A 22,993-nucleotide genomic window follows, 5' to 3' on the forward strand; every position below is an offset into this window, starting at 1 on the left:
ACCTATTCCAGAATGGAATAACTGGCTACGATCCGGCCCATGGACAGATTGTTGGCAATGGAAATGTTCGTGCGCGTGGTCGAGACCGGCAGCTTCTCGAAAGCCGCGCGCGAGTTCAACACCACGCAGCCCACCGTGACCAAGCAGGTCGCGGCCACGGAAGCGCGGCTGAAGGTGCGGCTGCTCAACCGCAACACGCGCGGCGTGAGCCTCACCGAGCCCGGCGCGCTGTACTACGAGAAGTGCAAGATCATCGTGCGCGAGGCCGAGGAGGCCGAGAGCATCGTGCAGCTGCGGCAGAACCAGGCGCAGGGCCTGCTGCGCGTGGGCACGTCGGTGGCCTTCGGGCGGCGCGTGGTGGTGCCGCTGGCGCTGGAATACATGCAAAGGCATCCGCAGGTGCAGCTCGACCTGAGCTTCGAGGACCGCTACGTGGACCTGATCGCGCAGGGCATCGACATCGCCATCCGCATGGGCAAGCTGGCCGATTCGTCGCTGGGCGCGCGCTACCTGGGCGCCAACCCGTGGGTCATGGTGGCGTCACCCGCCTACCTGAAGAAACACGGCACGCCCCGGCGCGCGCAGGACCTGGGCGCGCACGTGGCGCTGATCTACAGCAGCGTGGTGGGCGACGAGTTCTGGCGCATGCACACGCCCAAGGGCGACCCGGTCACGGTGCCAGTGTCGGGCCGTTTTCGCTCGAACAACCTGTCTGCCGTGCTGGCCGCGACGCGCGACGGCCTGGGCATTGCGCTGATGCCGCGCTACGTGGCGAGCGAGTCGCTCGCCACGGGCAAGGTGCGCGAGGTGCTCGGCGACCATGCGCTGCCCGAGCAGGAGATCCACGCCGTGTTCCCGTCGCCCAAGCTGGTGCCGGGCAAGGTGTCGGGCTTCGTGGCCTTCCTGCAGGGGCGCTTCGACGAAGGCTGGTGGGCCGCCTGAGCACGCGCCGCGCCTCTCTCTGCCTCTCGTTCAGGCCGGCACGAAGGCGCCGTGCAGGCCCAGCGGCAGCGCATACGGCAGCGTGGCCTGCGCCACCGGGCCCGCCCCGAGGTGGTCTGCCGCGAAGCACGACAGCACCGTCTTCTGCCGGCCGAAATCCAGCACGGTGCCCAGCACCCACCCCGGCTTCGCGCCGTCCGGCACGTAGACGTGTTCTTCCACCAAGGCCTGCGCGCCATAGCTGAACTGCTGGCTGCGGCCGCTCTCGACATCGGTGCGAGCGACCGCGCCGAAACCCGGCAGGTCGGGCCGGATCTGCGTGGCGTGAACCACCTGCCGGTGGCGCAGGCCCACGCGGCGCGGATCGATGCGCGGAAACTCGGCCTCCTGCGCCAGGGCCGTCTGCGTGGCGGTGCCGGTGGCCAGGTTCAGCGTGGCAACCGTCAGGCGCGGGTCGGTGCTTTTCACGCGGCGCGCGCGCATCACCTCACGGCTGGTGGTGAACACCGAGTCTGCGTTGTCCGAGCGCACATAGTCCACGTGAATCAAGGTGCCGCGCGTTGTTTCTTCTTCCCAGGCGTTGCCCACGTGGAACAGGAAGCCGGCCGGCAGCGCCAGCATCTGGCGCTTCTCCCAGTTCTGCTTGTCGACCACCAGCGCGCGCATGCCCAGTTCGGGCCGCCACACGTGGGCGTCCAGAAAGCTCGCACCGGCTTCCTTGCGCTTGCCGTCGTACACCAGCGGCGGCATCAAAAACACCAGGTGCCGCTCGGTCACGGCGAAGTCGTGGACCATCGGCATGTCGGCCACCGGCACCACGGCCGCGCGGCGCAGCGTGCCGTCAGGCGCGATCTCGTACAGCGCCAGCAGGCCCTGGCCCGAGCTGACGCCGAAGTTCCACACCGTGCCGTCGGGGTCCACCTTGGGGTGCGCCGAAAAGGGCATGCCCGCGAGGTCGGCGCGCCAGGTCTTCACGCCCAGCGTGTCCAGCGTGCGCGCATCGACGCGGGTGGCCGATCCGCCTTCCCACAGCGCCAGCACCTCGCCCTGCAGCGGCAGCACGCTGGTGTTGGCCACGTTGATGCTGTCGGCCGAGGTCGGCGGCTCGACGCCCGGCGGCATGGTGCCGAAGGCCTCCGTCAGCCGGCGGCCGGCCCGCACCTCGGCCGTGCGCTTGGGCGTGGCGACGTAGCGGCCCTGGTGGCGCACGTCGGCACCGTCGATCACGAAACGATGCACCATGCCGTCGCCGTCGAACCAGTGGTGGTAGCGCTCGCCGCCCAGGTCGTGGCCGGCGGGGCCGATGCGAAACAGCGTGCCGGCCACGGCATCTGGAAAGCGTCCGCGCACCGTGGCGCGGGTCAGCGGCAGGTCGCCCGGGGGCGTGGCGAAGGCGGTCTTCCAGGGCGCGCCGGCGGCTTCGAACTGGGCCTGCCAGTCTTGCGTTCTTTCGGTGCCGGCGGCACGCGCAAGGGGCGCCAGCAAGGGCAGGGCGCCGGCGGCGGCCAGCAGGCGCAGGAGTTCGCGTCGTTCCATGGCGGCCTCCTCAGCGCAGGTGAATCACGGTCTGCAGGTCGGCGTCGAGGCCGAAGGCGGCGGCCTCGAAGTCGGGCGGGGCGCGGTTGCCCTTGGCGTCGTTCGAGAAACCGTAGCGTTCGGTCGGCATGCCCATGAGGTTGGTGTCGAGCTTGCCGTTGCCGTTCTCGTCGGCGAACACGCGCAGCGCGTAGCGCCCCGGCGGCAGCCCCGCGAACACCAGCCGTGCCTTGCCGCCCTGCATCGGCGCGGTCTGCGATGCCACGGCCTTGCTGGCGGCGTAGCCGGCGGCGTCGTTGTACAGCGCGACATAGACCGTGGCCTCTGCCGCCGGACCGTCGGCGACGCTCAGGCTCAGGTCGGCGGCCAGGGCGCCGAGCGGCGCCAGCGGCACGAGGGCCGCGGCGGTGCACAGGGCGCGCACGGCCGGGCGGGACAGGAGAGCAGGAAGATGCATGGGGGGCCTCGTCGGAAGTTGGAGGCCCGACGATCTCGCAGGTCGGCTGCGGTGCCCAGCGCCATGTGACGAAACGCGGGAAAGCGAGCGTGAAGCGCGCGTGAAGCGCGCAGGGGGCGTGAGTGACGCGCGGTTGGGACGAAGCGGGCCGGCGCCCGCCGGCGCGTCAGCCCTTCTTCGGGTCTTCGGCGCTCTCGTGCCCGTTGCCCACATGCCCCGAGTCCGCGAACAGGCCCCAGGCCGCCATGAACAGCGCCGCGATCACAGGCCCGATCACGAAGCCGTTGATGCCGAAGATCGCCATGCCGCCGATGGTCGACATCAGCACGATGTAGTCGGGCATCTGCGTGTCCTTGCCCACCAGCAGCGGGCGCAGGATGTTGTCCACCAGCCCGATCACGAACACGCCCACGAAGATCAGCACGCCGCCCTGCCAGAAATGCCCCGTGGCCAGGAAGTAGATGGCCACCGGACCCCAGATCAGCGCTGCGCCCACGGCAGGCAGCAGCGACAGGAAGGCCATCAGCACCGCCCACAGCAGCGCGCCCTGCACGCCCAAGAACCAGAAGGCCAGCCCGCCGATGGTGCCCTGTGCAATGGCCACGGCCACGTTGCCCTTGACGGTCGCGCGGATCACGGTGGTGAACTTGTTCAGCAGGTAGTGCGTGTGCGGCTTGGCCAGCGGCAACGCGTCGCGCACCTTCTTGGAAAGGTCCGCGCCGTCGCGCACCAGGAAGTACAGCAGGTACAGCATCACGAAGAAGCTGACCACGAAGTCGAAGGTGTTCTGCCCGATGGTGAGCGCCTGGCTTGCCACCACCTGGCTGCCCTGCGCGGCGCCGGCCGAGATGCGTGCCTGCCATGCCGCCATGTCGCCCAGGTTGAAGCGCTCCACCAGGTTCAGCAGCCACTGCGGCGCCGCGTCCAATATTTGCTGGAAGTAGGCCGCGAAGTTGATCTCGCCCGAGCGGATGCTCTGCGTGACCAGCGCCACCTCCTGCACCAGCGACACGCCCACCATGGCCAGCGGCAGGATCACGATGAACAGGCAGATCGCCAGCGTGCACAGCGCCGCCAGGTTGGGCTTGCCGCGCATCTTGCGCAGCAGCCACTTGTACAGCGGCGTGAAAAGAATCGCCAGCGCCACGCCCCAGAGCACCGCCCCGAAGAACGGCAGCAGCACCCAGATGAAGGCACCAGTGACAGCGGCGAGAAGGGCGAGGAAGACGCCGCGCTGGAGTTGGGGAGAGTTCATAAGTGAGTCGGACTGTAGCCGAGCCGGTACGGGGCGACGTGTCAGCGGGCGCGCCCTCGTGCGGGGCCTTCCGGCGCTTTCTGCCGCTTCCTGCCGCCCCCGGTGCCGATCTCAGCGCTTGGCGCGCGGCAGCGCCACGGGCGCCAGCGTGGCGCGCAGCCGGCTCGGCGCGTCGGGCTCGGCGGCGGCGTCCACCTCGAGGGCGCGCTCGACATTGCCGATGTGCGCCAGCATCAGCAGGCGGGCCTTGCCGGTGTCGCCCTCCTCGAGCGCCTCGACGATGGCGCCGTGCTCCGCGCATGACTGCCAGGCCTCGTGCGTCGACTGGTACAGCGTGGCGGCCAGCGTGGTGCGCGCCGTGAGGTCGCGCAGCACGTCGACCAGCAGCTGGTGCCCCATCTGCTCGGCCAGGCACACATGGAAATCGGCCAGCAGGAAGGCGCGCGTGGCGGCGTCGGCACCGTCGATGGCGCGCTGCTCGTCGGCGATGTGGTCGCGCAGCTTGCGGATCACCTTGGCCAGCGGCCGCCCCTCGCTCGCCGCCAGGATGCCGGCCTCGACGATGCGCCGCGCCGAGAACGCGTCGCGCGCCTCCTCGGCCGAAGGCTCCACCACGTACCAGCCGCGGCGCGACTGCACCTCCACGAAGCCGCGCGCCTGCAGCTGCATCAGCGCCTCGCGCACCATGGTGCGGCTCACCGCGAAGTTCTCTGCCAGCGCCTGCTCGCCGAGCCGCTCGCCCGGCGCGAGCTTCTGCGCGAGGATGGCCTCGACGACGCGTTCGGCGATGGCGGTGGGGCTGACGTCGGCGGCGGGCATGGGCGTGGGGTTCAGTGGGCGCTGGAAGCTGTGGCGGTGCCTGTGTGTACCACGGCATCGGCCTCGGCCAGCGGCTCGTCGTCGGGCGAATAGCGCCCGTCGAGCACTGCGTGCGCGCGCTCGCGGTCGATGTCGCCTTCCCATGCCGCGATGGCCACCGTGGCCACGCAGTTGCCGATCAGGTTGCCCAGCGCGCGGGCGATGCCCATGAACCAGTCCACCGACAGCACCAGCACCAGGCCGATGGCCGGAATCGCCGGAATGGCGTGCAGCGTGGCGGCCAGCACCACGATGGCCGAGCCCGGCACGCCGTGCGCGCCCTTGGAGGTGACCAGCGCAATCGCGAGGATGGTCAGCAGGTCGGCCATCGAGATCGGCGTGTTGGTCGCCTGCGCAATGAACACCGCCGCCAGCGTGATGTAGATCGAGAAGGCGTCCAGGTTGAACGAGTAGCCCGTGGGAATCACCAGCCCCACCGTCGAGTCGCGGATGCCCATGCGGCGCAGCTTGGCCATGACCTGCGGCAGCACGCTGTCCGACGAGGTGGTGGCGAACACGATGGTGAGCTCTTCGCGCAGGTAGCGCAGCAGCTTGATCAGGCTGAAGCCCGACAGGCGCATCACCAGCCCCAGCACCCCGAACACGAAGATCAGCACCGCGCCGTAGAACAGCGCCACCAGCATGCCCAGTTGCTTCAGCGAGCCCACGCCGTACTGCCCCACCGTGAAGGCGATGGCCCCCAGCACGCCCAGCGGCGCCAGCTTGATGATGATCCCCATGATCTTGAACAGCACCAGCGAGGTCGCGTCGATCACCGCCGCCACGGGCTTGCCGCGCTCGCCCAGCATCGTGAGCGCGCAGCCGAACAGCACCGCGAACAGCAGCACCTGCAGCACGTCGCCGGTGGCGAAGGCGTTCACCACCGTGGTGGGAATGAGCTTCATCAGGAAGTCGACCGTGCCGCCGCTGGTGAGCTTGTCGGCGTTCGACGCGTACGCGCTCATGGCGGCCGGGTCGAGCTTGGCCGGGTCCACGTTCATGCCCGCGCCGGGCTGGAACACGAAGGCCAGCACCAGACCCAGGGCCAGGGCGACGGTGGTCAGCACCTCGAAGTAGATGAGCGACTTCACGCCCACCCGCCCCACGCGCTTCAGGTCGCCCGCGCCGGCGATGCCGTGCACCACCACGCAGAACACCAGCACCGGGATGATCATCTTGATCAGCTTGATGAACCCGTCACCCAGCGGCTTGAGCTTGACGGCGTACTCGGGGGCGAACAGCCCCGCGAGCACGCCCAGCACCAGCGCGATGACCACCTGACCGAAAAGCGATTTGGCGAAGCGAGGCATGGGAGGCTCCTGTTGTCTGTCTTGTCGAGGTTTTGCATGCAAGCAACGCCTTGTCTTGCATGCAAGAAATGTAGGCAAGAAGGCTTCGGGGCCGGAAGAGGGTATTCCCGGTGCATCGTGCCTACGGGGAATCAAGTTGTGGACCGGGGAATAAAGCGCTGGACTGGGAAACAAAGCGGTGGACTGAATGCGCGGGAGGTGTTGATTGCCACCGAAAATTGACCCTCTGAACGCAGTAATTTCCGTCTAGGACCGACCCACGTAAAACCCTACCCTGCTCATTTTTGAAGCGGGGGATCCTAGGAGTTTTGGACGTGGCGACATTGAGTGTCATCAGACGTTGGGCCCTGCGCGAGCAGATGCGCTACGCCAAGCGGGCGAGTTCCAGCAAGCTCGATCCCTATGCCGAAAAGCTCGCGACCTGGCTCGCTATCGAGGCCACCAAATCGCGGAAACAGCGGCGCAATCTGCGGCAGATCCACACAGCCGCTTCAACAGGTCGCGCAGAAGCCCTTGATGAAGACTCTCATTGCGTTCAATATAATGGTGTAAATCATTTACACCATATTTGGAACTCTTCAATGACTGACTCCGGCCTGCCCACCAACGACACGAATTCCGCGCACAGCGCCCCCACAGACCCGGCGGTGGCTGTCTCCGCAGCCCAGCCGCCGGCAGCGCCCACAACTCCCGTCGCAGCGCAGCTGGCATCGAACTCTCCAGCAGCGGTGCCGGTTGCACGCAAAAGGCCGGCGCTCAAGAAGGCGCCGGTGAACAAGACCGAAGCAGCTGCAACCAAGAAAGCGGCCGCGAAGAAGGTCTCGCCTCGGAAGGCCACGCCGGCAAAACCCGTGGTCACGAAGCCCTCTGCAAAAAAGGGACCTGTGACCGAGAAGGCTGCGTTGGCCAAGGTCGGCGCCAAGACGGTTTCATCCAAGAAAATGACGTCGACGAAGAAAGCATCAGCGAAGAAGACAGTTGCAAAGAAGACGGTGCCACTGAAGGCAAAGCCTGTGAAAGCCGTGCTCGCGCCGTCTCAGGTCGGACGGCCTACGGCTCCCCGCACGGAACCGGCAACGTCTCTCCAGGCCGCCGAGTCCGTGCGCGACGCAGCGAAAACCAAAGCGAAGCTCGTGCGAGACAGTTTCACGATGCCCCAGCAGGACTTCGGCTTGATTGCCGTTCTCAAGGACCGCGCACTGGGTTTCAAACGGCCGGCCAAGAAGAGCGAGCTTCTGCGAGCCGGGCTGCATGCGCTTCAACAGCTCACCGATATCCAGCTGCGTGGTGCGCTGGATTCGCTGGCGCCGCTGAAGGCTGGGCGTCCGAAGAAGTAGGCCAGACAATGCTTCCGTGATGCACGACAGACCTCATTGCTGCCAAGAACACCGTAGTCACGTGCGGGTCAAAATGCAATGCGACGATGTATGGTGACGGCCGCCGGACGCTGGTAGGGAATGCAGTTTGCGCCTCGAATCCCGAGGTTCCCGATGTCCGCGACCGTCGCTACAACAAGCCTGCGCCTTTGCCCGCGCGCGCCAAGCGCGCCGTCCGGTCGGCGAACAGGGGCACATCACAATAACGCAGGGGCTTGCGTGCGCGGGACTCGTCGAGCGCCAGCCGTTCCACCGCGTCATGAACCTGAAGAACATCGGCGTCGTGTGCTCCGTACAGGGCCTGCATTCGCACCAGGAGGTGCTGCAGGCGAGCTTGATCTTTGCTCATCGCATCGTCCTTCCTTGCAGGCTGAGAAAGCCATGGGGGGTGGAACTGTCGCCTCAGCGCCAGGCGCAACTCTACATGTCAAATATGGGCAAGGTCCGGTTCATTTTTGTTTCGAAGCGCAACTCGCTTCGGAGCGTTCTCGTACATGCATGTATGCGGCCCTGTCATGCGGCGCCCCAAGGCACCTCCCCAGCGGAATTCATCCAGCCGCGCTTGGTGCGCTGGCAAGCGCCCGGATGCAACCGTCACTCCTTATTCCGAAAAGTTTGGAGCGATTGAAGGAGGGGGAGTGCCACAAATGCGACGTTCAACATCACGCTGGGGGTGAAGCCATGGGAAAAAGGCCGCAACGCCTAAAGAGCGGACCTCGCTGCCCGAAGCTGGCGACGCACAGCGCTGATGCCTGCGAACACCTGTTGGCCGGAGCCCTTCGCACAATGGTCCAAGGCCTGGCGCAGCACGGTATCCACACCTCGCAGTGACAGGCCATAGCGGGTCGCGACCTCATCGCGCGTCATCTCGTCGATACGCAAGGACATGAGCACTGCACGGTGGCGCCGCGGCATGCGCTCAATTGCACGATCGACCGCATGCAACTCCGAGCGGGCTTGCGCAATCGTCTCCGGACCGGGCGAAGGATCGACGAGTTGCTCGAGCACAGCCTCGGCGTCGCCGCTGTACTGCCACGGCCGATTGGCGCGAAGATAGTCGATGGCCACGTTGCATGCCACGCGGTAGACGTAGCGCTCGGGACTGTGCACCGGCTCGCAAACGACTGTCTCGCCCAAACGCAGCCAGGTGTCATGCAGGCAATCGCTGGCCATATGAGCGCAGCCGACACGGTGCAACAGACGTTGGCGAAGACGCTCATAGTTCGCGACAAGAAAATCCTGCAGTGCAAAGCCATGATGTGCCTGGCCGAGCGAATCGTTCGCAGCCTCGGTGCCGGGGGTCGGCCGCAAACATCGAAACACGCCCGACGCCACGGGCAACGAGTTGCCCGGCAAGTCATCGGCATGCGCTGAACCCAGCGACAGGGAAAGCATGACGTGGCCTACCGAGACTGTTGCACGCGACGACGCTCTTCGTCCGTCAGGCGGGCCAGTTGCTTCGGATCGAAGCTGTCACCGAGGCCCACGAGCTGCATCGGAAACGACGGATCGTACGGATGCTTCCTGCCCGCCTGACGAGCTGACTCCGGTGGCGGGGAAGCTTCGGCGCCGTTCCTCGGGCCAGCGTCATCGCCGAAGCCCAATACCCGCACCGTGAACACAGATGGCAAGCTTTGCCGAACTGCGGCGCGTTCGCGATGCAGCACGTCCTGCGAGGCGCTGGCGGCCTGCGATGCGGCGGCGCTCGCGTTGGTGAGCGCGCCCACGTTCACCGCCGCGATCACCGGAATGCCCACGGCCTGCCCCTTCACCTGGATGTTCTCGGCGTTCACCACATGCAGCGCCGCGAGGTTCACGTTGCCCGACACGCGAATGCCGGCCTCGCCCGCGTCGATGGTGCCCAGCGGCGCGATCAGGTCCACGTCGCCCGGCGGGATCTCCGGAATCGGGTTCAGCGTGGCAATGCCGGCGCCGGTGTTCGGCGTGTTGGGCGACAGCGCCACATTGCCCACGTTGTCATAGGCGCGCCGTTGCGGCGTGTAGACGATGGTGGTCTTGGCGCCGCGACCCGCGTTGATGTCGCCCTGCGCCGACCACGCCAGCACGTTGCCGCCGAAGGTGGTGAAGATGCGGCTCTGGCCCAGCAGGAGGCTGCCGCGCGTGTAGACGTTGATGTCGCCTTCGCCCTGCGTGAGCAGGCCCGAGCCTTCGCCCGGCGTGAAGCCGCCGTCCACGCCCACCACCGCGCGCCCGCCCGGCACCAGCAGGCTGATGTCGCCGCCGAAGTCGGTGTGCATGCCGGCGTCGAGCACCTTGTAGTACGGCAGGCTGGAGGCTGCGCTGCCCATGGCCAGCCATTCGTCGTAGCGCAGATAGTTCTTGCCCGGCAAGGCTCGCTTGGTCGGCTCCGCGCCGGCCTGCTCGTAGTACAGGGCGCTGCTGAACATGGTCAGGTCGCCCATGTAAATACCAGTTGAGCCGCGCGGGTTGCCCTGCGCGTCTTGCGACGGCAGCAGCGTGGCGATGGCCTCGCGCCCACGCAGGTAGCTGCCGCCGCGGCGGCTCTCCGGGTCGTTGTACTCGCGACCGCCGGCCTTCAGCTCGGCGTAGTACACGTTGCGCAGGAAGGCGCGTTGCTGCGGTGGCGGCAAGGCGTCGAAGAAGGCGCGTGCGTCCATCGTCCTCGCATCGAAGTGCAGGCCCAGGCCGTTGGCGCCGCCGAAGCGTTCGGTGAGCCAGTTGACCAGTTGCAAGCCGCTTTCCAGGCGGTACTCGCGCTCCAGCGTGCGGATGGCCGCGCCACTGCCGGTGCTGCTGGTGCCTTGACGTGCACCGTCGAGCTCGGCCTGCTTGCTCGCCAGGTACGCGGAGGCACCCGCCTCGTCGCCGCCGTAGCCGAACTCGCGCGCCAGCCATTGCGACAGCGACAGCGCGCCTTCGTAGGTGCGCAGCGCCTTCCCCGGCTGCTCGGCGAAAGACTGCTCGGCGTTCGCCAGGTTCTTCGGATCGAGGTAGCGCGCGGCAAAGGCTGCCCAGTCGGCGCCTTCGCGGCCCGCGCCCGCAGTCACCGCAATGCCGGCGCCGCTACGGCGATCGCCCGGCGCCACGCCGGGCCCGCGCGCCACCGAGCCGATGCTGCGCAACTCGGCCTTGTCGGCCATGTACACGTCGCGGCCCGCCGTGAGTTCGAGCTGGCCAGGGCCCGCCACGTAGAAGCTGCTGTAGCGGATGTCCCGGCCCGCCTCCACTACCGACACGTCGTCGATGTTGTTGTGCACGATCAGGTTGCCCGTTGCGAATCCGTTTGCCTGGGAGGAGGCCGGTTTGTACGGCGCGTTGTCGTCGGCGCGGCTCGCCAGGCGCGTCCAGCCCAAGGCATCGGCCGGCAGGGTCTCGGCGACGCCCAGCGGCGTACCGGCATTCACGATGTCGCGGCCGGCGCGGATCGCGACCGGGCCGCTGCCTTCGTACCAGGTGTCGACAGGGCCGGTGGCCTCCAAGCGCGAGATGATGGAGCCGGTGCGCAGGCCGACGATGTCTCCCTGCACCGCGTAAAAGCGCGACGGCGCATGGCCCGTAACGCTGTAGCCGGAGGCCGTGGGTGACACGAAGCTGAACAGCGGATAGCTCTGAGGGGTGGCATTGGGCATGGTGTTGCCCGACACCAGCACCGAAGGCGCGATCGCATCGGGGTGCACGTTGGTGATGCGAAGCGGCCCGTACCAGACGGCCTGGCCCAGGCCGACAAAGCCCGGGTTGAAGGGCGTGGGCAGCATCGCCGGATCGACGCCCGAGGGCGTCACGGCGTAGCCGCTCGCGTAGATCGAATCGCCGGCCAGCAGCTCGAGCTGCGGCTTGCCCTGGCGCACGAACTGCGCGCCGACCGGTGTCGGTGCCAGCAGGATGCCGGTGCTCGACTTGTCCGGCACGTTGCTGCTGTTGAACGTGCCGGTCACGGCGTTGCCGTAGTAGAGGCTGCCGTTGGCCGACGCCGCGCGCAGCACCGAGGGGTAGATGAAGCGGTCGCCGCTCGCCACCTGGTCGCTCCGGCCGCGGTTGTCGGTCCAGGCCATGCCCGGCGTCAGGTTGCCGCCGGCCGAGAACAGGTCGACCGCTGTCGACGGCGTCCACAGCGAGAACCAGCCGATGCCGCCGCCAGCGAAATGCGTGCCGTTGGAAGTGAACGGCACGCCGCCGTTGAACTGCGGGACGCGCCCGGCATCGGTCACCGTGCCGATCACCAGGTCACCGCGCGTTTCCATGCGCATGCCGCTGTCGCCCAGCACCAGCACCGGCCCGCCGCCGGCAATGCCGGAGCTGGAGACGTCGACGCGCAACGCGCGCGACTCCGTCGGGTCGGCCCGGTCGTAGCGCAGTTCGATGCCGCCTACCGAGCCCGCGTCCACGCGCAGCGCGCCGCGCAAGTTGGTGAAGGTGCCGTTCAGGTCCTGCCGCTGTTCGGTGCGGCGCAGGTCGCTCGCGTACTGGCGGTTGCCGTTGGGGGCGAAGCTGCGCGTCTCGGCCACGGGGTTGAGACCGCCGCCAATGCGAATGTCGAGGTCGCCGCCGCCGGTGAGCACCAGCTCGCCAGCGGAAGTCACGCGGCCGGTGCTGCCCACGGCAAGGTTCAGGCCCTGGCTGCGCGAGACGAAGGCGGCGTTCCAGTCGCTGAGGAGGTTGAGCATGCCGGCATTGCGGCCTGCCTCGAAGACCAGGTTGCCGCCGCCCAGCGTGCCGAAGCCGGTGAAGCCCGTCAGGTAGGGTGCGCTGTCGTTGGTGACGCCGGTTACGTAGGTTCCGAAGTTGATCCACCAGGCCGTCGGGACGTCCTGGGCCACGGTGCCGCCGCCCTGGCGCCACAGCCATTGCCCGACGGAGCTGGTGCCCGTCATCGCCCCGCGCATGCGCAGCGGGTCCGAGCGGATCAATCCGCCGGCACTGCCGATCTGGTCGCCCATGACGTCGCCCCCCGCGCGCAGCAGCAGGTTGCCGCCGTGCTCGGGGTACCACGCCTGGTAAAGGCTCTGGCTGCCGCTGCCGCTGCCGTCGACGAAGGGCGCGAGCGTGGTGCCCAGCGAACCGAGCGCGCTGCCGTCGGCCTGTTGGCCGCGGGGCAGGTTATGGAGATCGGGCTTGCCCGGCGCGGCCAGCGAGGCCGAGGGCGTGCCGGCGGTGTAGACCCCATAGGGCGAGGTCATCAGGATGTCGCCGCCGGAGACCAGGTCGAGGTCGCCGGTGCCGGTGCGCAGCACGCTGAAGATCGGCTCGCGCAGCGACTTTTCTTCCAGCCGGGTCTCCGGCGGCTTCGCGGGCCCGGTCTGCACCAGCAGCGGACCGACACCGAAGTCGTTGAGTTCCAGGCCGCCCCAGCCCATGACCTCCTCGACCTGCGCCGGTGTCAGCGCCTGCCCTGGGTGAATGTCGAAGCCCAGGCCTTGCTCGTTCCAGAGCGCCACGTCGGCATCGATCGCCCACATGAACTCGCCGGGCGTGGCGGTGCCGGGAATTTCAACCCTGATGAAGTTGGAGCCGTAGTGCGTGTCGGACAGGCGGATGCCGGCCCTGGCATGCGGCTGCGTGAGGCGCGTGTCCGCCGCCGACAGGTCGGCCCCGCCGACCAGGCGCAGGTCCCAGGACTGCGAGCCCTGCGCCAGCAGCGGCGCCAGTGCCCAGGTGCGGCCCTGGGTGCCGTCGGTCTCGCGATCGCGCAGGTCGACGAAGTTGATGCCGCCCGGCAGGCGCACCAGGGTTTCGCTGGGAATGACCGCGCCCTTGGCCAGCACGAGCGGCCGCGCGAGCTGCACGCCGTTGAGAGGCGATCCCGGGAAGGCCTCGTCGCGGATGACGCCGTCGGGGAAAGGCAGCGCCACGCCATGCGGCCAGGTCATGGCAGCCACGTTGGCAACGCTGTTCAGGCGGAAGCCCGCGCCCAGGCGGGCGCCGGCGGGCAGGGTCACGTCCGACGCGAGCACCGTGCCCGCGGCATACAGCGGGTTGCCCGCCGCATCCTGCACCGCGCCGCCGAGCACCGTGCCCTTGGCCAGCGCCAGCGGCTGGCTGAGCGTGGCGGTGGCGGGCAGCAAGGTGCCGCGCGCCAGGCTCATGGGCTGCATGGGCAGGTCGTAGTTCAGCACGCGGCCCGACTGGAAGAAGGTGCCGGTGTCCAAGGTCACGCGCCCGCCATGCGGCAGCACCATGTCGCCGCCCAGAGGGATGCGGCCGCTAGGGAGCACCCAGCCCTTGTCGTCGGGCGTGACCGGCAGGCGCGCACCGTCGAAGCCGTCGCTCAGGCTGCCGAAGACGTCCAGCCTGCCCTTGGCGCGCAACACCAGCGCACCGGCTTCGCCCGAGCCCGCGACGCCGGTGCGCGACGTGTGGGGGTTGATGCCCTGGTAGCGGTGTCCCGACAGGTCGATGTCGCCGTCCAGGTGCAGGTCGCCGTCGGCCGTGCGGCTCGCGATCTCGATGCCCGGGCGCAGATGAAAGGCGTCGCCGTACGCGCGCAGGCCCTGCAGCCGGGTGTTCATCAGCGCGCCGTTGGCCAACGCGTTGGCCATGAAGACCGTGCTGTCGGCGTGCTTGGCATCCAGGTAGGCCTGCGTGACCGACTGGTAGCTGCGGCCGTCCACGCCAACGTCGGTGCCCACCGGCGCATCGTCATAGCGCCAGAAAGCGTTGAGCATGATCGACCGGGCGCCTTCGATGGCGATGCCGCCGGCGGCATCGATGCCCACGTCGTTGCCGGTCGCGCCGCCCAGGCGCGGTGCGTTGAGTGCGACGGTGCCGAACGTGCGGCCCGAGTTTCCCGCGCGCAGGTCCATGCGCACGCCGGGTTCGATGCGCAGGCGTCCGCTGCCCGCGTCGATCTCGATCACCGCACGGTTCGGTGCGTCGATGGCCTGGCCGTAGCTGTCCACGCGCAGCACGCGGCCATGCGCATCGAGCACGGCGTTGCCGGCCAGCGTGACGCCGTTCTTCGCCGCGAGGCGGATGCTGCCGACCTGCTCGCCGCTGGCGTCGACGGTGCCGGCCACGGTGAGCTGGCCGTTGTCCACCGACACGTTGATCTCGCGTGCGCGCAGTTCGTCGCCCAACCGCAGGTCGCCCTGTTTGAGCTGGAAGCTGCGCCCGCCGACCACGCCGCCGTCGTTCAGGCGCTGGTTGAGGCCGGTGAAGTCGTCGATGTGCTGCGCGCGAATGTCGGTGCGGCCCGCCGCATAGGGCACGTCGGTGCCGCCCGCGTCGTAGTGGCCGCTGCCGGCGCCGCGCAGGGTACCTGCAAGGGACACCGTGCCCGCGGCATCGCCCAGCGCCATTGCCACGATCTTGCCGGCGCGGTTCTCCACCGCCGATACGTCGATGGCCGAGCCCGCCGCCTGCGCGATGTTGCCCGCGCGGCTTTCGAGCAGCACGTCGCCGCCCCAGCTGTGCTTGGCGCTGTCGAAGAAGTCGATGCGCCGGCCCGCCATGTCGACCTGCGCGCCCGCCCCCAGCAGCAGGTCGCCCTGCGCCGCGAGGCTGAGCTTGCCACTGGGCAGCAGCACCGCGGTGTCCAGGCGCAGGCTGCCGTTGCGGCTGTCGAGCGACAGCTCGGCGCCGAGCGCGTCGGCCAGCGCCGCGTTGTCGGGCACACCTGCACGGGCGCCGGGGAAGGCCACGGCTTCGATGCTGCCGCCCGCCACCATCTTGTTGACCGACCCCGCGCGGCCGGTGAGCAGCGGCGTGCGCAGGTGCAGCGTGCCGCCGCTGTAGCTGAAGTCGTTCAGCGTGTCGTCCCACGCACCACGGCTCTGGTAGACCGACAGCGAGCCGCTGCGGTTGGCCGTGATGCGCTCGCTCGCGTTCAGGCTCACGTCGGCAAAGCCGAGCGTCGTGCGGTCGAAGGTGTGGACCGAGTCGACGCGCGCACCGGGGCCGAAGCCGAACTCGATGCGGCGCGCGTCGATGGCCAGGCTGCCGCTGCCGGTGCCCGCGCCGCCGGCCACCACGTTGCCGGGCGGCGTGGTCGCGCCGTTCCATACCAGCGTGTCGGTCTGGATGCGCGCGAGCGCATCGGCGCCGCCGTGGCCATAGATGGCGGGTGTGCCCAGCACCAGCCGCTCGACCGACGATCGGCCGGTGGCGGGGTCGATGGTGGACAGCGTGGTCGTGTCGTAGAAGTTGAGCGAATCACGCACCGTGAGAATCAGGTTCTCCAGCGCGGGCGCGCCGGCCTCGGGGTCGCCGCGCAGCAGGCGGTCGAGCACGCCCTGGTTGAGCGTGAGGCCCGGCGGCAGCACGCCGCGCGTGGCGGCGTCGGCCAGCGACTGCTCGCTGCCCACGTTCACGCCGCCCACGGCCAGCACCAGGTTGCGCGTGCCGTAGCGCACCGCTTCACCAAGGTCGAAGGCGTTGTCGGTCGCGGCCGTGATGGTGCCTTCGGAATACAGGCGCGTGACCCCGGCGCACGGCGTGAGCGTGCAGGCGCCGATCCGGATCGCGCCCGCGCCCTTGCCGTCGCCTTCGGTCGGCAGGGTCGGCGCCAGCATGTCGAGCCAGCCGTTGGACACGGCCACCAGGCTGTTGGGGCCCGGCGCGAAGACGAAGCCGTCCTTCGAGTCGTAGGCGGCCTTGCCGCGGCCCAGCGTGTTGATGCTCGCACCCTGCTCCACGGTGATGCCCCCGGCGCGCGAACTGGTGATCAGAAAGACCTCTGCCGCGCGCAGTTCGCTGCCGGCGCGCAGCACGATCGAGCCCGACTGCGCCGTGGCGTTGACCATGTTCGCCTGCTGCAGGCTGCCCTTGCTGTCGAGGTAGGAAGTCGTGAGCTGGCCGCCGATGACCAGGCGCGCGGCGCCGATGGCGTTCAGCTCGGAGGCGTTGATCGACACGCCGGTGAAGCCCGGCGTGCGCGAAGCGCCGTCGGGCAGGATCTCGAAGTCGCTGCCGCCGCCGGCCGCCACCGTGCTGCCGCGCCCGCCCTCGGCCGGCGCGGCCAGCACCGTGCCGGCAAAGCGCAGTTGCTGCGGCCGTCCGAACGAGCCTTCTTGCGTGGGCGGCAACAGGTCCAGGCGCATCGACTTGGCGTCGCGCTCCAGCACTGCGCGCGGCACGCCTTCGCGCAGGGCCTGCGCTTGTGCGAAGGCGCTGTAGCCCATCTCGTTGTACTGCGAGTAGCTGCGCAGCATGTCGGCCGGCGTCAGGATCACCTGCGTGGGCATCGCATCGCGAAACACGGTGCCGGCCGTGCCGAGCTGCCCCGAGGCCGCCCACGACCCGTTGCGCATGGCGTTGGCGGTGCCCATGGCGCCCACGCTGGGCGCCAGGCCGTTCAGCTCGACGCGGAATGCCCCCGGCATCAGCGCGTAGGTGGAAGGCAGCAGCGTGTAGGTGCCTGGGGGCAAACCGGGCACGCCCGCTCCGATGGTGATCTGGCGGCCCACGGCCGCGTTGCTTGCACCCTTCTCCCCGTTCACCGGCGCATAGGCGGCCTGAATGCCCGGCACGATGGCGTACACCGGGTTGGTCGCAAGGCCCGGCAGCACGAAAGCGCGGCCATCGGCGCTGCGCTGCATCAGCGGATTCATGCGCGCATCGACCGAGCCGCCACGGCCCGGCAGGAAGGCTGTGCCCGTGAGTTCGCCGCCGCCTGAAAGATCGACCACCGCGCCCGCGTGCACGTCCACCGCGTGGCCCACGAAGTTGAGCGACGGCTCCCCGCCCACGCCCCGGTACACCACGTCCTGGCCGTTGAAGACATAGTTCAGCCCGTCCGACGTGCCGCCATAGGGCATGCGCAGCCCGGCCGCACTGACCGAGGTGACGCTGCCCGGCATCAGCTCGACAACCCCGGTATAGCCGCTGCCCGATGCGCTGCCCAGCGTGATGCTGCCCAGCGGCGCGCGCAGCACGCCGGCCTGCACCACCTTGGCCGCCGATAGCGTGAGTTGGCCAAACACACTCTGCGGCATGCCCGGCAATGCGTCGCCAATGCGCTCGACGGTGAGGGTGCGCTGGGGGTCGAACGCAATCTGCATCGTGCCGAATTCAGGGTTCAGGCCGCTGTAGCGTCCGACCACGACGGTGCCGATGTCGTTGCTGGCCGGATAAATCTGCGCCGCCGCGAGCGTGAGGTTGCCGGGTACATAGAGGCCGCCCCGGTCTTGGAAGCGGATGTCTCCCTGACTGGCCAGGCGCATGTCGTCGAAGGCAAAACGCTCCACGGCCACCTTCTTGCCGTTGTTCAGATAGATCAGGCCGCGGGTGCCGGTCATGACGTCGCCCGCAATGTCGATCTGGTCGGCATCTACCCGCAAGCTGCTGCCCGCCGCCACCTTCGGAGTGCCCAGCTCCCCACTGCCCTGGCCGTAGTTGCGCACGCCGGTCACGGGGTTGGGCATGAGCGTGTTGTCGACCTGCCGGTTGGCTGAACCGCCCAGGCGCACATAGGGAGCTGCGAGCACGATGCGGCTGTCGATGGGCGCGTTCTCGACCAGGCCCAGGCTGCTGGCGGTCAGGCGCAGGCTCTGGCCCAGCCGCAGGTCCACGGAGCCGTCGAAGCTCAGCACGCCGTTGACGCCCAGCGCCAGGTTGTCGAAGCCGCCGGCCTGGATGCGGTCCACGCCGATGCGCGCGCGGCCATACGTCAGCGCGGGATCGGCCGCGCCGGCCCGCAGGCCGGCCGCCAGCACGCCGTCTCCCTGCGTCTGTGCCAGCACCAGTTCACGGGTCTGGCGCACCGTGTCGGTGACATTCGGGCCTGCGTAGGTGAAGTTGGCGACCGGGCCGTAGATCGGCGTCTCCAGCGTCACGGCCAGCGTACCGCCGGCCACGCCAGCGCCGCCCGATGCGGCACGCATCCGGCCGTCCAGGAACAGGCCCCGCGAAGAGGTCAGCGAGATCACGCCGCCCTGGCTTGGCGCTTCGACGGGCCCCGAGCCCGGCTGGTACAGCGTGGCCGTGGCGCCCGACGCGTCGAGCCGCGCACCGGGGCGAACCACCACGAAGGTGTCGGCCTGCGCCGACTTGCGGGTGTCGAGGTCGAAGGGCACGCCGATCTCGATGGTGCCGCCCGCGCCGACCTTGCCGTAGGCGTGGCCGAGCGAGTCGGTGGCGGTGAAGGCCCGTCCGGACACATCGAGTTCGGCGTGCTCGCCGATCCAGATCGAGCGGCTGTCGCCGCGGCCGCTGGCCGCGCCCGATGGCCCGACCTCGTTGTAGGCCCCGCGCAGCACCGAGATGCGTCCGCCCGCGGCCTGCAGCAGCCCGTCGATCGTGGTTTGCGCATTGCCTTCGAGCGCAATGGTGCGGCCCGGGTCGACCTCGATGCGCGCACCGCCTCCGATGGTCAGCGCCCCTTCCGCTTCCGGCGTCCCCGCCTTCAGCGACAGGTCGGCGCCATCACGCACCGTGAGCGTTCGGCGCACCGCATTCTCTTGCTGCAGCGGCGGCAGCCAGGCCTGCAGCGCCTGCGAGGTGTCGCTCCCGGTGGCGAGCATGCGGCCCGCGGCCGGGTCGAAGCGCAGCACCGGCATGACGACTTGCAGCTGCGCGCCGTCGACCACCGAGATGCCGTCGGGCGAACTCACCGCGTAGCGGCTGAAGCCGCGCTGGAACAGGCCGGGGTCCAGCGCGAGAAAAGGCGCCACCGCGACCGTGTCGGGCCACACCGTACCGGTGGCGATGCGCGTGCCTGCGGGCACCGTGGTCGGGTATTTGGCCGTGGTGCCGGCCTTGTAGACGGTGGTCTGCTCGAAGGTCGGCAGGCCCCTCGGGAACACGTCGGCCGGCAACACATAGCCCGCGGGAATGTTGGAGATGACGACCAGGGTGCTGCCCGCCGGCACCACCTGGTTGGCGGCAATGAGCTTGCCCGAGGCCAGCTGCACGGTCGATGTGCTCACCCACGGTGCGGCGGTGATCACGGGGTTCTGCTCGTTCAGCCGCGGCTGCGCGTCTTGCCGCACCACCTGTCCCGGCGCCAGCCTGTCGCTGGTGACGGAGAAATCCATCGGGATCGACGCACCCGCGCCAATCAGGTAATCGTTCACCAGGCGCAGCGGCTGCGCGCTGGCCAACCCGCCCTGCAGCACCTTGTCGGCGGCGGTCAGCACGCCGCCGATGCTGACGGTGGTGCCGTGTTCCAGGCTCAGCTTGCCGCCGCCGCGCACGCCATGGCCGCGCAACTCGCCGTCCAGCGTCAACGCGCCGGCGCCCAGGTTCTGGCTGGCACCCAGCGTCACGTTGCCGCCCTTGCCGCCGCGCAGCGAACCGTCTTCCATCAGTGCCGCGCCGGAAGACACGTCGATCAGGCTGCCCGTGCCCAGCGCCACGCTGCCGGTGCTGCGCACCGACACGCTGCCGCCGTCCACGTAGGGCAGGCCGGCAATGTCGCTGCGGTCGATCTTCAGGTTCGTCCAGAGGCCGCGCGCGTCGAGCGTCACGCCGTCGGCCACCAGCGTCCGGTTGACGTAGCCGCCGGGTGGCATCTTGTCGATCGGCTGCTCCAGCCAGGGCTGGGCCAAGGGCGTGTGGCGCTCGATCATGTTGCCCAGCAGGATGCTGCCGCCGCGCGCCGAGAGGTCGGCATTGACCTTCACCTCGGTCGCGTGCAGCGCCAGCGTGCCGCCGTGGGCAACGCTCACCGCGCCGTCCACCTGGATGCCACCCGTCGCGTACACGCGCAGTTCGCCCAGCCCCAGGCTGCCGAGCCAGCCGGCGTCGAGCAGCATGCTCTTCGCGGCTGCTTCGGGCAGCGGTTGCGCGAGCGCAAGGTCATCGGCCTGATGGCGTGCGTGCGTGCCGATCTCGACCTTCTCGGCCATCGCGTCGGGGCTGTTGCGCAGGTTCTGCAGGGCCTTGTCGTAGTACGGCGTCAGCGCGCCGATGACGAGCTGACCCTGCTTCGCAACGGCGGTCTGCGCCTGCAGGTAGCCGTCGATGCCGGCTTCGCGTGCACGTTGCTGGCGCGGGCCCTGGAAGGCGGTGGTCGTGAGTTCGCCTTCGAGCACCGCGGCGCGGGTGGACACCACAAGCCGGCCGGCGTCGCGGCCCACGGTGTAGCCGCTTTCGAGTCGCTGCTGCGGTGCGATCAACGGGTTGTAGAAGAAGTCGGTGGCCGATTCGCCCCAGCGCTTGTGCGTCGACTCGAAGCCCTTGTACACACCGTCGTACAGCAGGTCGCCCGGTGCCCTCGAGGCTTCGTAGAGGCGGCCGTCGCGGCCCTTCAGGTAGCTCTGGCGAATGTTGCCGGTCTGCACGTTGATCGTGCCGCCCGAGAGGTTGATGTTCGAGCCGCCCTGCGTCACGAGCTCGCCGCCGCCGAACTGCACTGTGCCGCCCTGCGCCGCCCATTCGCCGATGCCGTGGCCATCGGTGCCCAGGTAGCCGCCCACTTCGAGCAAGCCGCCGGCCGTGTACCAGCGGTCGCTGTCGTTGCCCTGCGTGCCCTTGGGCACGCGCACCAGCGTGCGCCGGTCGATCCACAGCTTGCTGTTGTTCAGCCGCTTGCTGTCACGGTTGCCCGGTGCGTCGCGCTGCTCGTTGCCCTGCACGTCGACCTGCACGTTGTTGGCTTCCATGGCCACAGGGACGCCCACCGCGCCCGAAACGTCGATGCGCGCGCCGCTGGCCACATGGCTGCGACGCACCGCGTCGACCATCACCTGGCCGCCGGTGGCGAGCGTGAGCGATTCGCCCTGGAAGTCGACGTTGCCGCCGCTCGCAATGCGCACCAGCGACTGGTCTCGGCGGTTGAACCCGTCGCCGCCCGTCTTGTCGCTGTCCATCAGCAGCGACTCGCGCTGCACGTCGAGTGCGGTGGCGGGGTCGGTGTCGAGCCGGATCGCGGTGATGCTGCCCGGCGCAAGCGTGACCGTGGCCGCGGCCTGCTTCTCGTCGGCCACCAGGTGAATGGTGCCGCGCGTGTGCACGGAGGTGGTCGCTTCCAGCACGCCCTCCTGGCGCACCTGGCGACCGACCAGTGTGATGTCGCCGGTAGGCGCGTGCACGAGACCGCTGTTGACCACGCGGCCGGCGGCCGAGTCGGCCAGGTACAGCGGCGTGACCACGTTGCCGCGCGTGCTGGAGGTCTGGTTGGCATCGGTGCCCGCACCCTTGCGGATCACGAAGGCGTCCCCAGCGGCCAGCACGGTCTGGCCCGAAGGCGTTTCGATGCGCCCGCGGTTGACCGTCTCGCGGCCCGCGAGCAGCACGTAGCCACCGCCCTCGGTCACGCTGGTGGGCTTGTGCGTGGCAATGCGCGCACCGGCCTCGATCGTCACGTCGGCCGTGGCCGCGCCGTGGGTGAAGCCGGTGGCTGTGGTCGCAAGGTCGTTGGCCAGCGTCGGGATGAAGGCCGAAGCCTGCGCGTCGCTGTACAGGCCCTTCTTGAACTGCGCGTCGCTGAGGCCGACGGCGGAGGCCACGAGGTTGCGCGTGTTCACCTGGCTGCTGCCGCTGAACACGATGCCGTTGCGGTTGACCACCAGCACCGTGCCGTCGGCCTGGATCTGCCCCTGGATCTGCGAAGGCCGGGCCTTCGGGTCGTTCACGCGGTTGAGCACAGCCCAGCTCGGCTGCTGCTCGAACTTCACCGTGGTGTTCTTGCCGACGTTGAAGGTCTCCCAGTTCAGGGTGGCCTGCGCGCCAGTCTGCGCGATGGTGACCTGGGTCTGGGCGCCGCTCTGGGTTTGCACCGGCGCATTGGCATTGACCCAGCCTGCGGTGAGGCTGGCTGTGTCCACGCGCAGGCCGCCTTCGGCCAGGCCGTCGGGCACGCCCTGCCCACTTTCGAGCGCCGCGCGCCGCGCAGCCTCTTGTGCGGCCTGCTGTGCCGCAATGCCGCGCGCGGCCAGGTTCAGGTTGCCGAAGGAGCGCTGCAGTTGCTCGGCCGCGCGCTGCTGCTGCGCCTGCGGGCTGGTGAGCATCGAGGCCGGCATGCCGTTGGGCAGCCGGCCTGTGGCTGCGGCCGCGTTCTGGATCGCGCCCTTGTCGTTGAACCAGGCCGGGCTGAAGGCGCGCTGCTGCGCATGCGCGACGCCGGCCACGCCGCTGGCCATCAGAGTCAGCGCGACGGCGCGCGCGACGGGTGCCATCCGGAAGAGACTGCCCTGGGTCGTGGTCGCTGGCCTGTGGTGGCTGCGTGCGCGTGTGTTCATGTGAAGTCTTGCCGATAGGTTTTGAGCGATGCCATCCGGCTGCCAGGCACATGCCGGCGCAGCCGCTTCCGTGGGGCGGCACGCACGGCCCGCGAACCCGTCGCCTGCCATGCCTGTCTCGCCTCCGATGCGCTAAGACGGAGCCAGCCTCTGCAAAACCG

Annotated in this window: 10 protein-coding genes; 2 read left to right on the plus strand and 8 right to left on the minus strand. The window is 69.1% G+C overall.

The features are described from left to right. Positions 1-39: 39 nt before the first annotated feature. On the plus strand, positions 40-942 hold the full coding sequence (locus tag ACSFA5_RS04840; RefSeq protein WP_435442878.1) for a LysR family transcriptional regulator: 903 nt from the start codon (positions 40-42) through the stop codon (positions 940-942). A gap of 30 nt (positions 943-972) precedes the next feature. Here ACSFA5_RS04840 and ACSFA5_RS04845 read toward each other — a convergent pair whose 3' ends face one another. The 5 genes from ACSFA5_RS04845 to ACSFA5_RS04865 form a co-directional block, all read right to left on the minus strand. Continuing rightward, on the minus strand, positions 973-2,478 hold the full coding sequence (locus tag ACSFA5_RS04845) for a carotenoid oxygenase family protein (RefSeq protein WP_435442879.1): 1,506 nt from the start codon (positions 2,476-2,478) through the stop codon (positions 973-975). 10 nt (positions 2,479-2,488) lie between these two features. Further along, entirely contained in the window at positions 2,489-2,935 is a 447-nt protein-coding gene (locus tag ACSFA5_RS04850; RefSeq protein ID WP_435442880.1) for a DUF2141 domain-containing protein, read from the minus strand. Between the two features lie 166 nt (positions 2,936-3,101). Beyond that, complete coding sequence (locus ACSFA5_RS04855) at positions 3,102-4,190, minus strand: AI-2E family transporter (protein WP_435442881.1); 1,089 nt, start codon at positions 4,188-4,190, stop codon at positions 3,102-3,104. Between the two features lie 111 nt (positions 4,191-4,301). After that, the gene (locus tag ACSFA5_RS04860; protein ID WP_435442882.1) at positions 4,302-5,009 is read right to left on the minus strand and encodes a GntR family transcriptional regulator; all 708 of its coding nucleotides are present in this window, start codon (positions 5,007-5,009) and stop codon (positions 4,302-4,304) included. Positions 5,010-5,020: 11 nt separating this feature from the next. Then, entirely contained in the window at positions 5,021-6,358 is a 1,338-nt protein-coding gene (locus tag ACSFA5_RS04865) for a C4-dicarboxylate transporter DctA (protein WP_435442883.1), read from the minus strand. Between the two features lie 314 nt (positions 6,359-6,672). Between ACSFA5_RS04865 and ACSFA5_RS04870 the strand changes: the two genes are divergently transcribed. Continuing rightward, positions 6,673-7,695: a hypothetical protein gene (locus tag ACSFA5_RS04870; RefSeq protein WP_435442998.1), complete on the plus strand. Its 1,023-nt coding sequence runs from the start codon at positions 6,673-6,675 to the stop codon at positions 7,693-7,695. A gap of 169 nt (positions 7,696-7,864) precedes the next feature. Here the strand turns inward: ACSFA5_RS04870 and ACSFA5_RS04875 are convergent, their stop codons facing one another. From ACSFA5_RS04875 to ACSFA5_RS04885, 3 genes are all read right to left on the minus strand, one after another. Next, positions 7,865-8,083 carry a hypothetical protein gene (locus tag ACSFA5_RS04875; RefSeq protein WP_435442884.1) on the minus strand — a complete coding sequence of 73 codons (219 nt, stop codon included), beginning with the start codon at positions 8,081-8,083 and terminating at the stop codon, positions 7,865-7,867. Between the two features lie 353 nt (positions 8,084-8,436). After that, positions 8,437-9,129 (minus strand): RNA polymerase sigma factor, encoded by a 693-nt coding sequence (locus ACSFA5_RS04880; protein WP_435442885.1) that lies wholly within the window; start codon positions 9,127-9,129, stop codon positions 8,437-8,439. An 8-nt stretch (positions 9,130-9,137) separates the two neighbouring features. Further along, on the minus strand, positions 9,138-22,832 hold the full coding sequence (locus ACSFA5_RS04885; RefSeq protein ID WP_435442886.1) for a filamentous haemagglutinin family protein: 13,695 nt from the start codon (positions 22,830-22,832) through the stop codon (positions 9,138-9,140). Positions 22,833-22,993 lie beyond the last annotated feature (161 nt).

Source organism: Variovorax monticola (genome assembly GCF_051216855.1).
In the GTDB taxonomy this organism is placed as follows: domain Bacteria; phylum Pseudomonadota; class Gammaproteobacteria; order Burkholderiales; family Burkholderiaceae_C; genus Variovorax.

Bases quoted from the DNA above. Each gene is read 5' to 3' on its own strand.
- ACSFA5_RS04840 (WP_435442878.1), top strand. From the start codon at position 40: ATGGACAGATTGTTGGCAATGGAAATGTTCGTGCGCGTGGTCGAGACC.
- ACSFA5_RS04845 (WP_435442879.1), bottom strand. From the start codon at position 2,478: ATGGAACGACGCGAACTCCTGCGCCTGCTGGCCGCCGCCGGCGCCCTG.
- ACSFA5_RS04850 (WP_435442880.1), bottom strand. From the start codon at position 2,935: ATGCATCTTCCTGCTCTCCTGTCCCGCCCGGCCGTGCGCGCCCTGTGC.
- ACSFA5_RS04855 (WP_435442881.1), bottom strand. From the start codon at position 4,190: ATGAACTCTCCCCAACTCCAGCGCGGCGTCTTCCTCGCCCTTCTCGCC.
- ACSFA5_RS04860 (WP_435442882.1), bottom strand. From the start codon at position 5,009: ATGCCCGCCGCCGACGTCAGCCCCACCGCCATCGCCGAACGCGTCGTC.
- ACSFA5_RS04865 (WP_435442883.1), bottom strand. From the start codon at position 6,358: ATGCCTCGCTTCGCCAAATCGCTTTTCGGTCAGGTGGTCATCGCGCTG.
- ACSFA5_RS04875 (WP_435442884.1), bottom strand. From the start codon at position 8,083: ATGAGCAAAGATCAAGCTCGCCTGCAGCACCTCCTGGTGCGAATGCAG.
- ACSFA5_RS04880 (WP_435442885.1), bottom strand. From the start codon at position 9,129: ATGCTTTCCCTGTCGCTGGGTTCAGCGCATGCCGATGACTTGCCGGGC.
- ACSFA5_RS04885 (WP_435442886.1), bottom strand. From the start codon at position 22,832: ATGAACACACGCGCACGCAGCCACCACAGGCCAGCGACCACGACCCAG.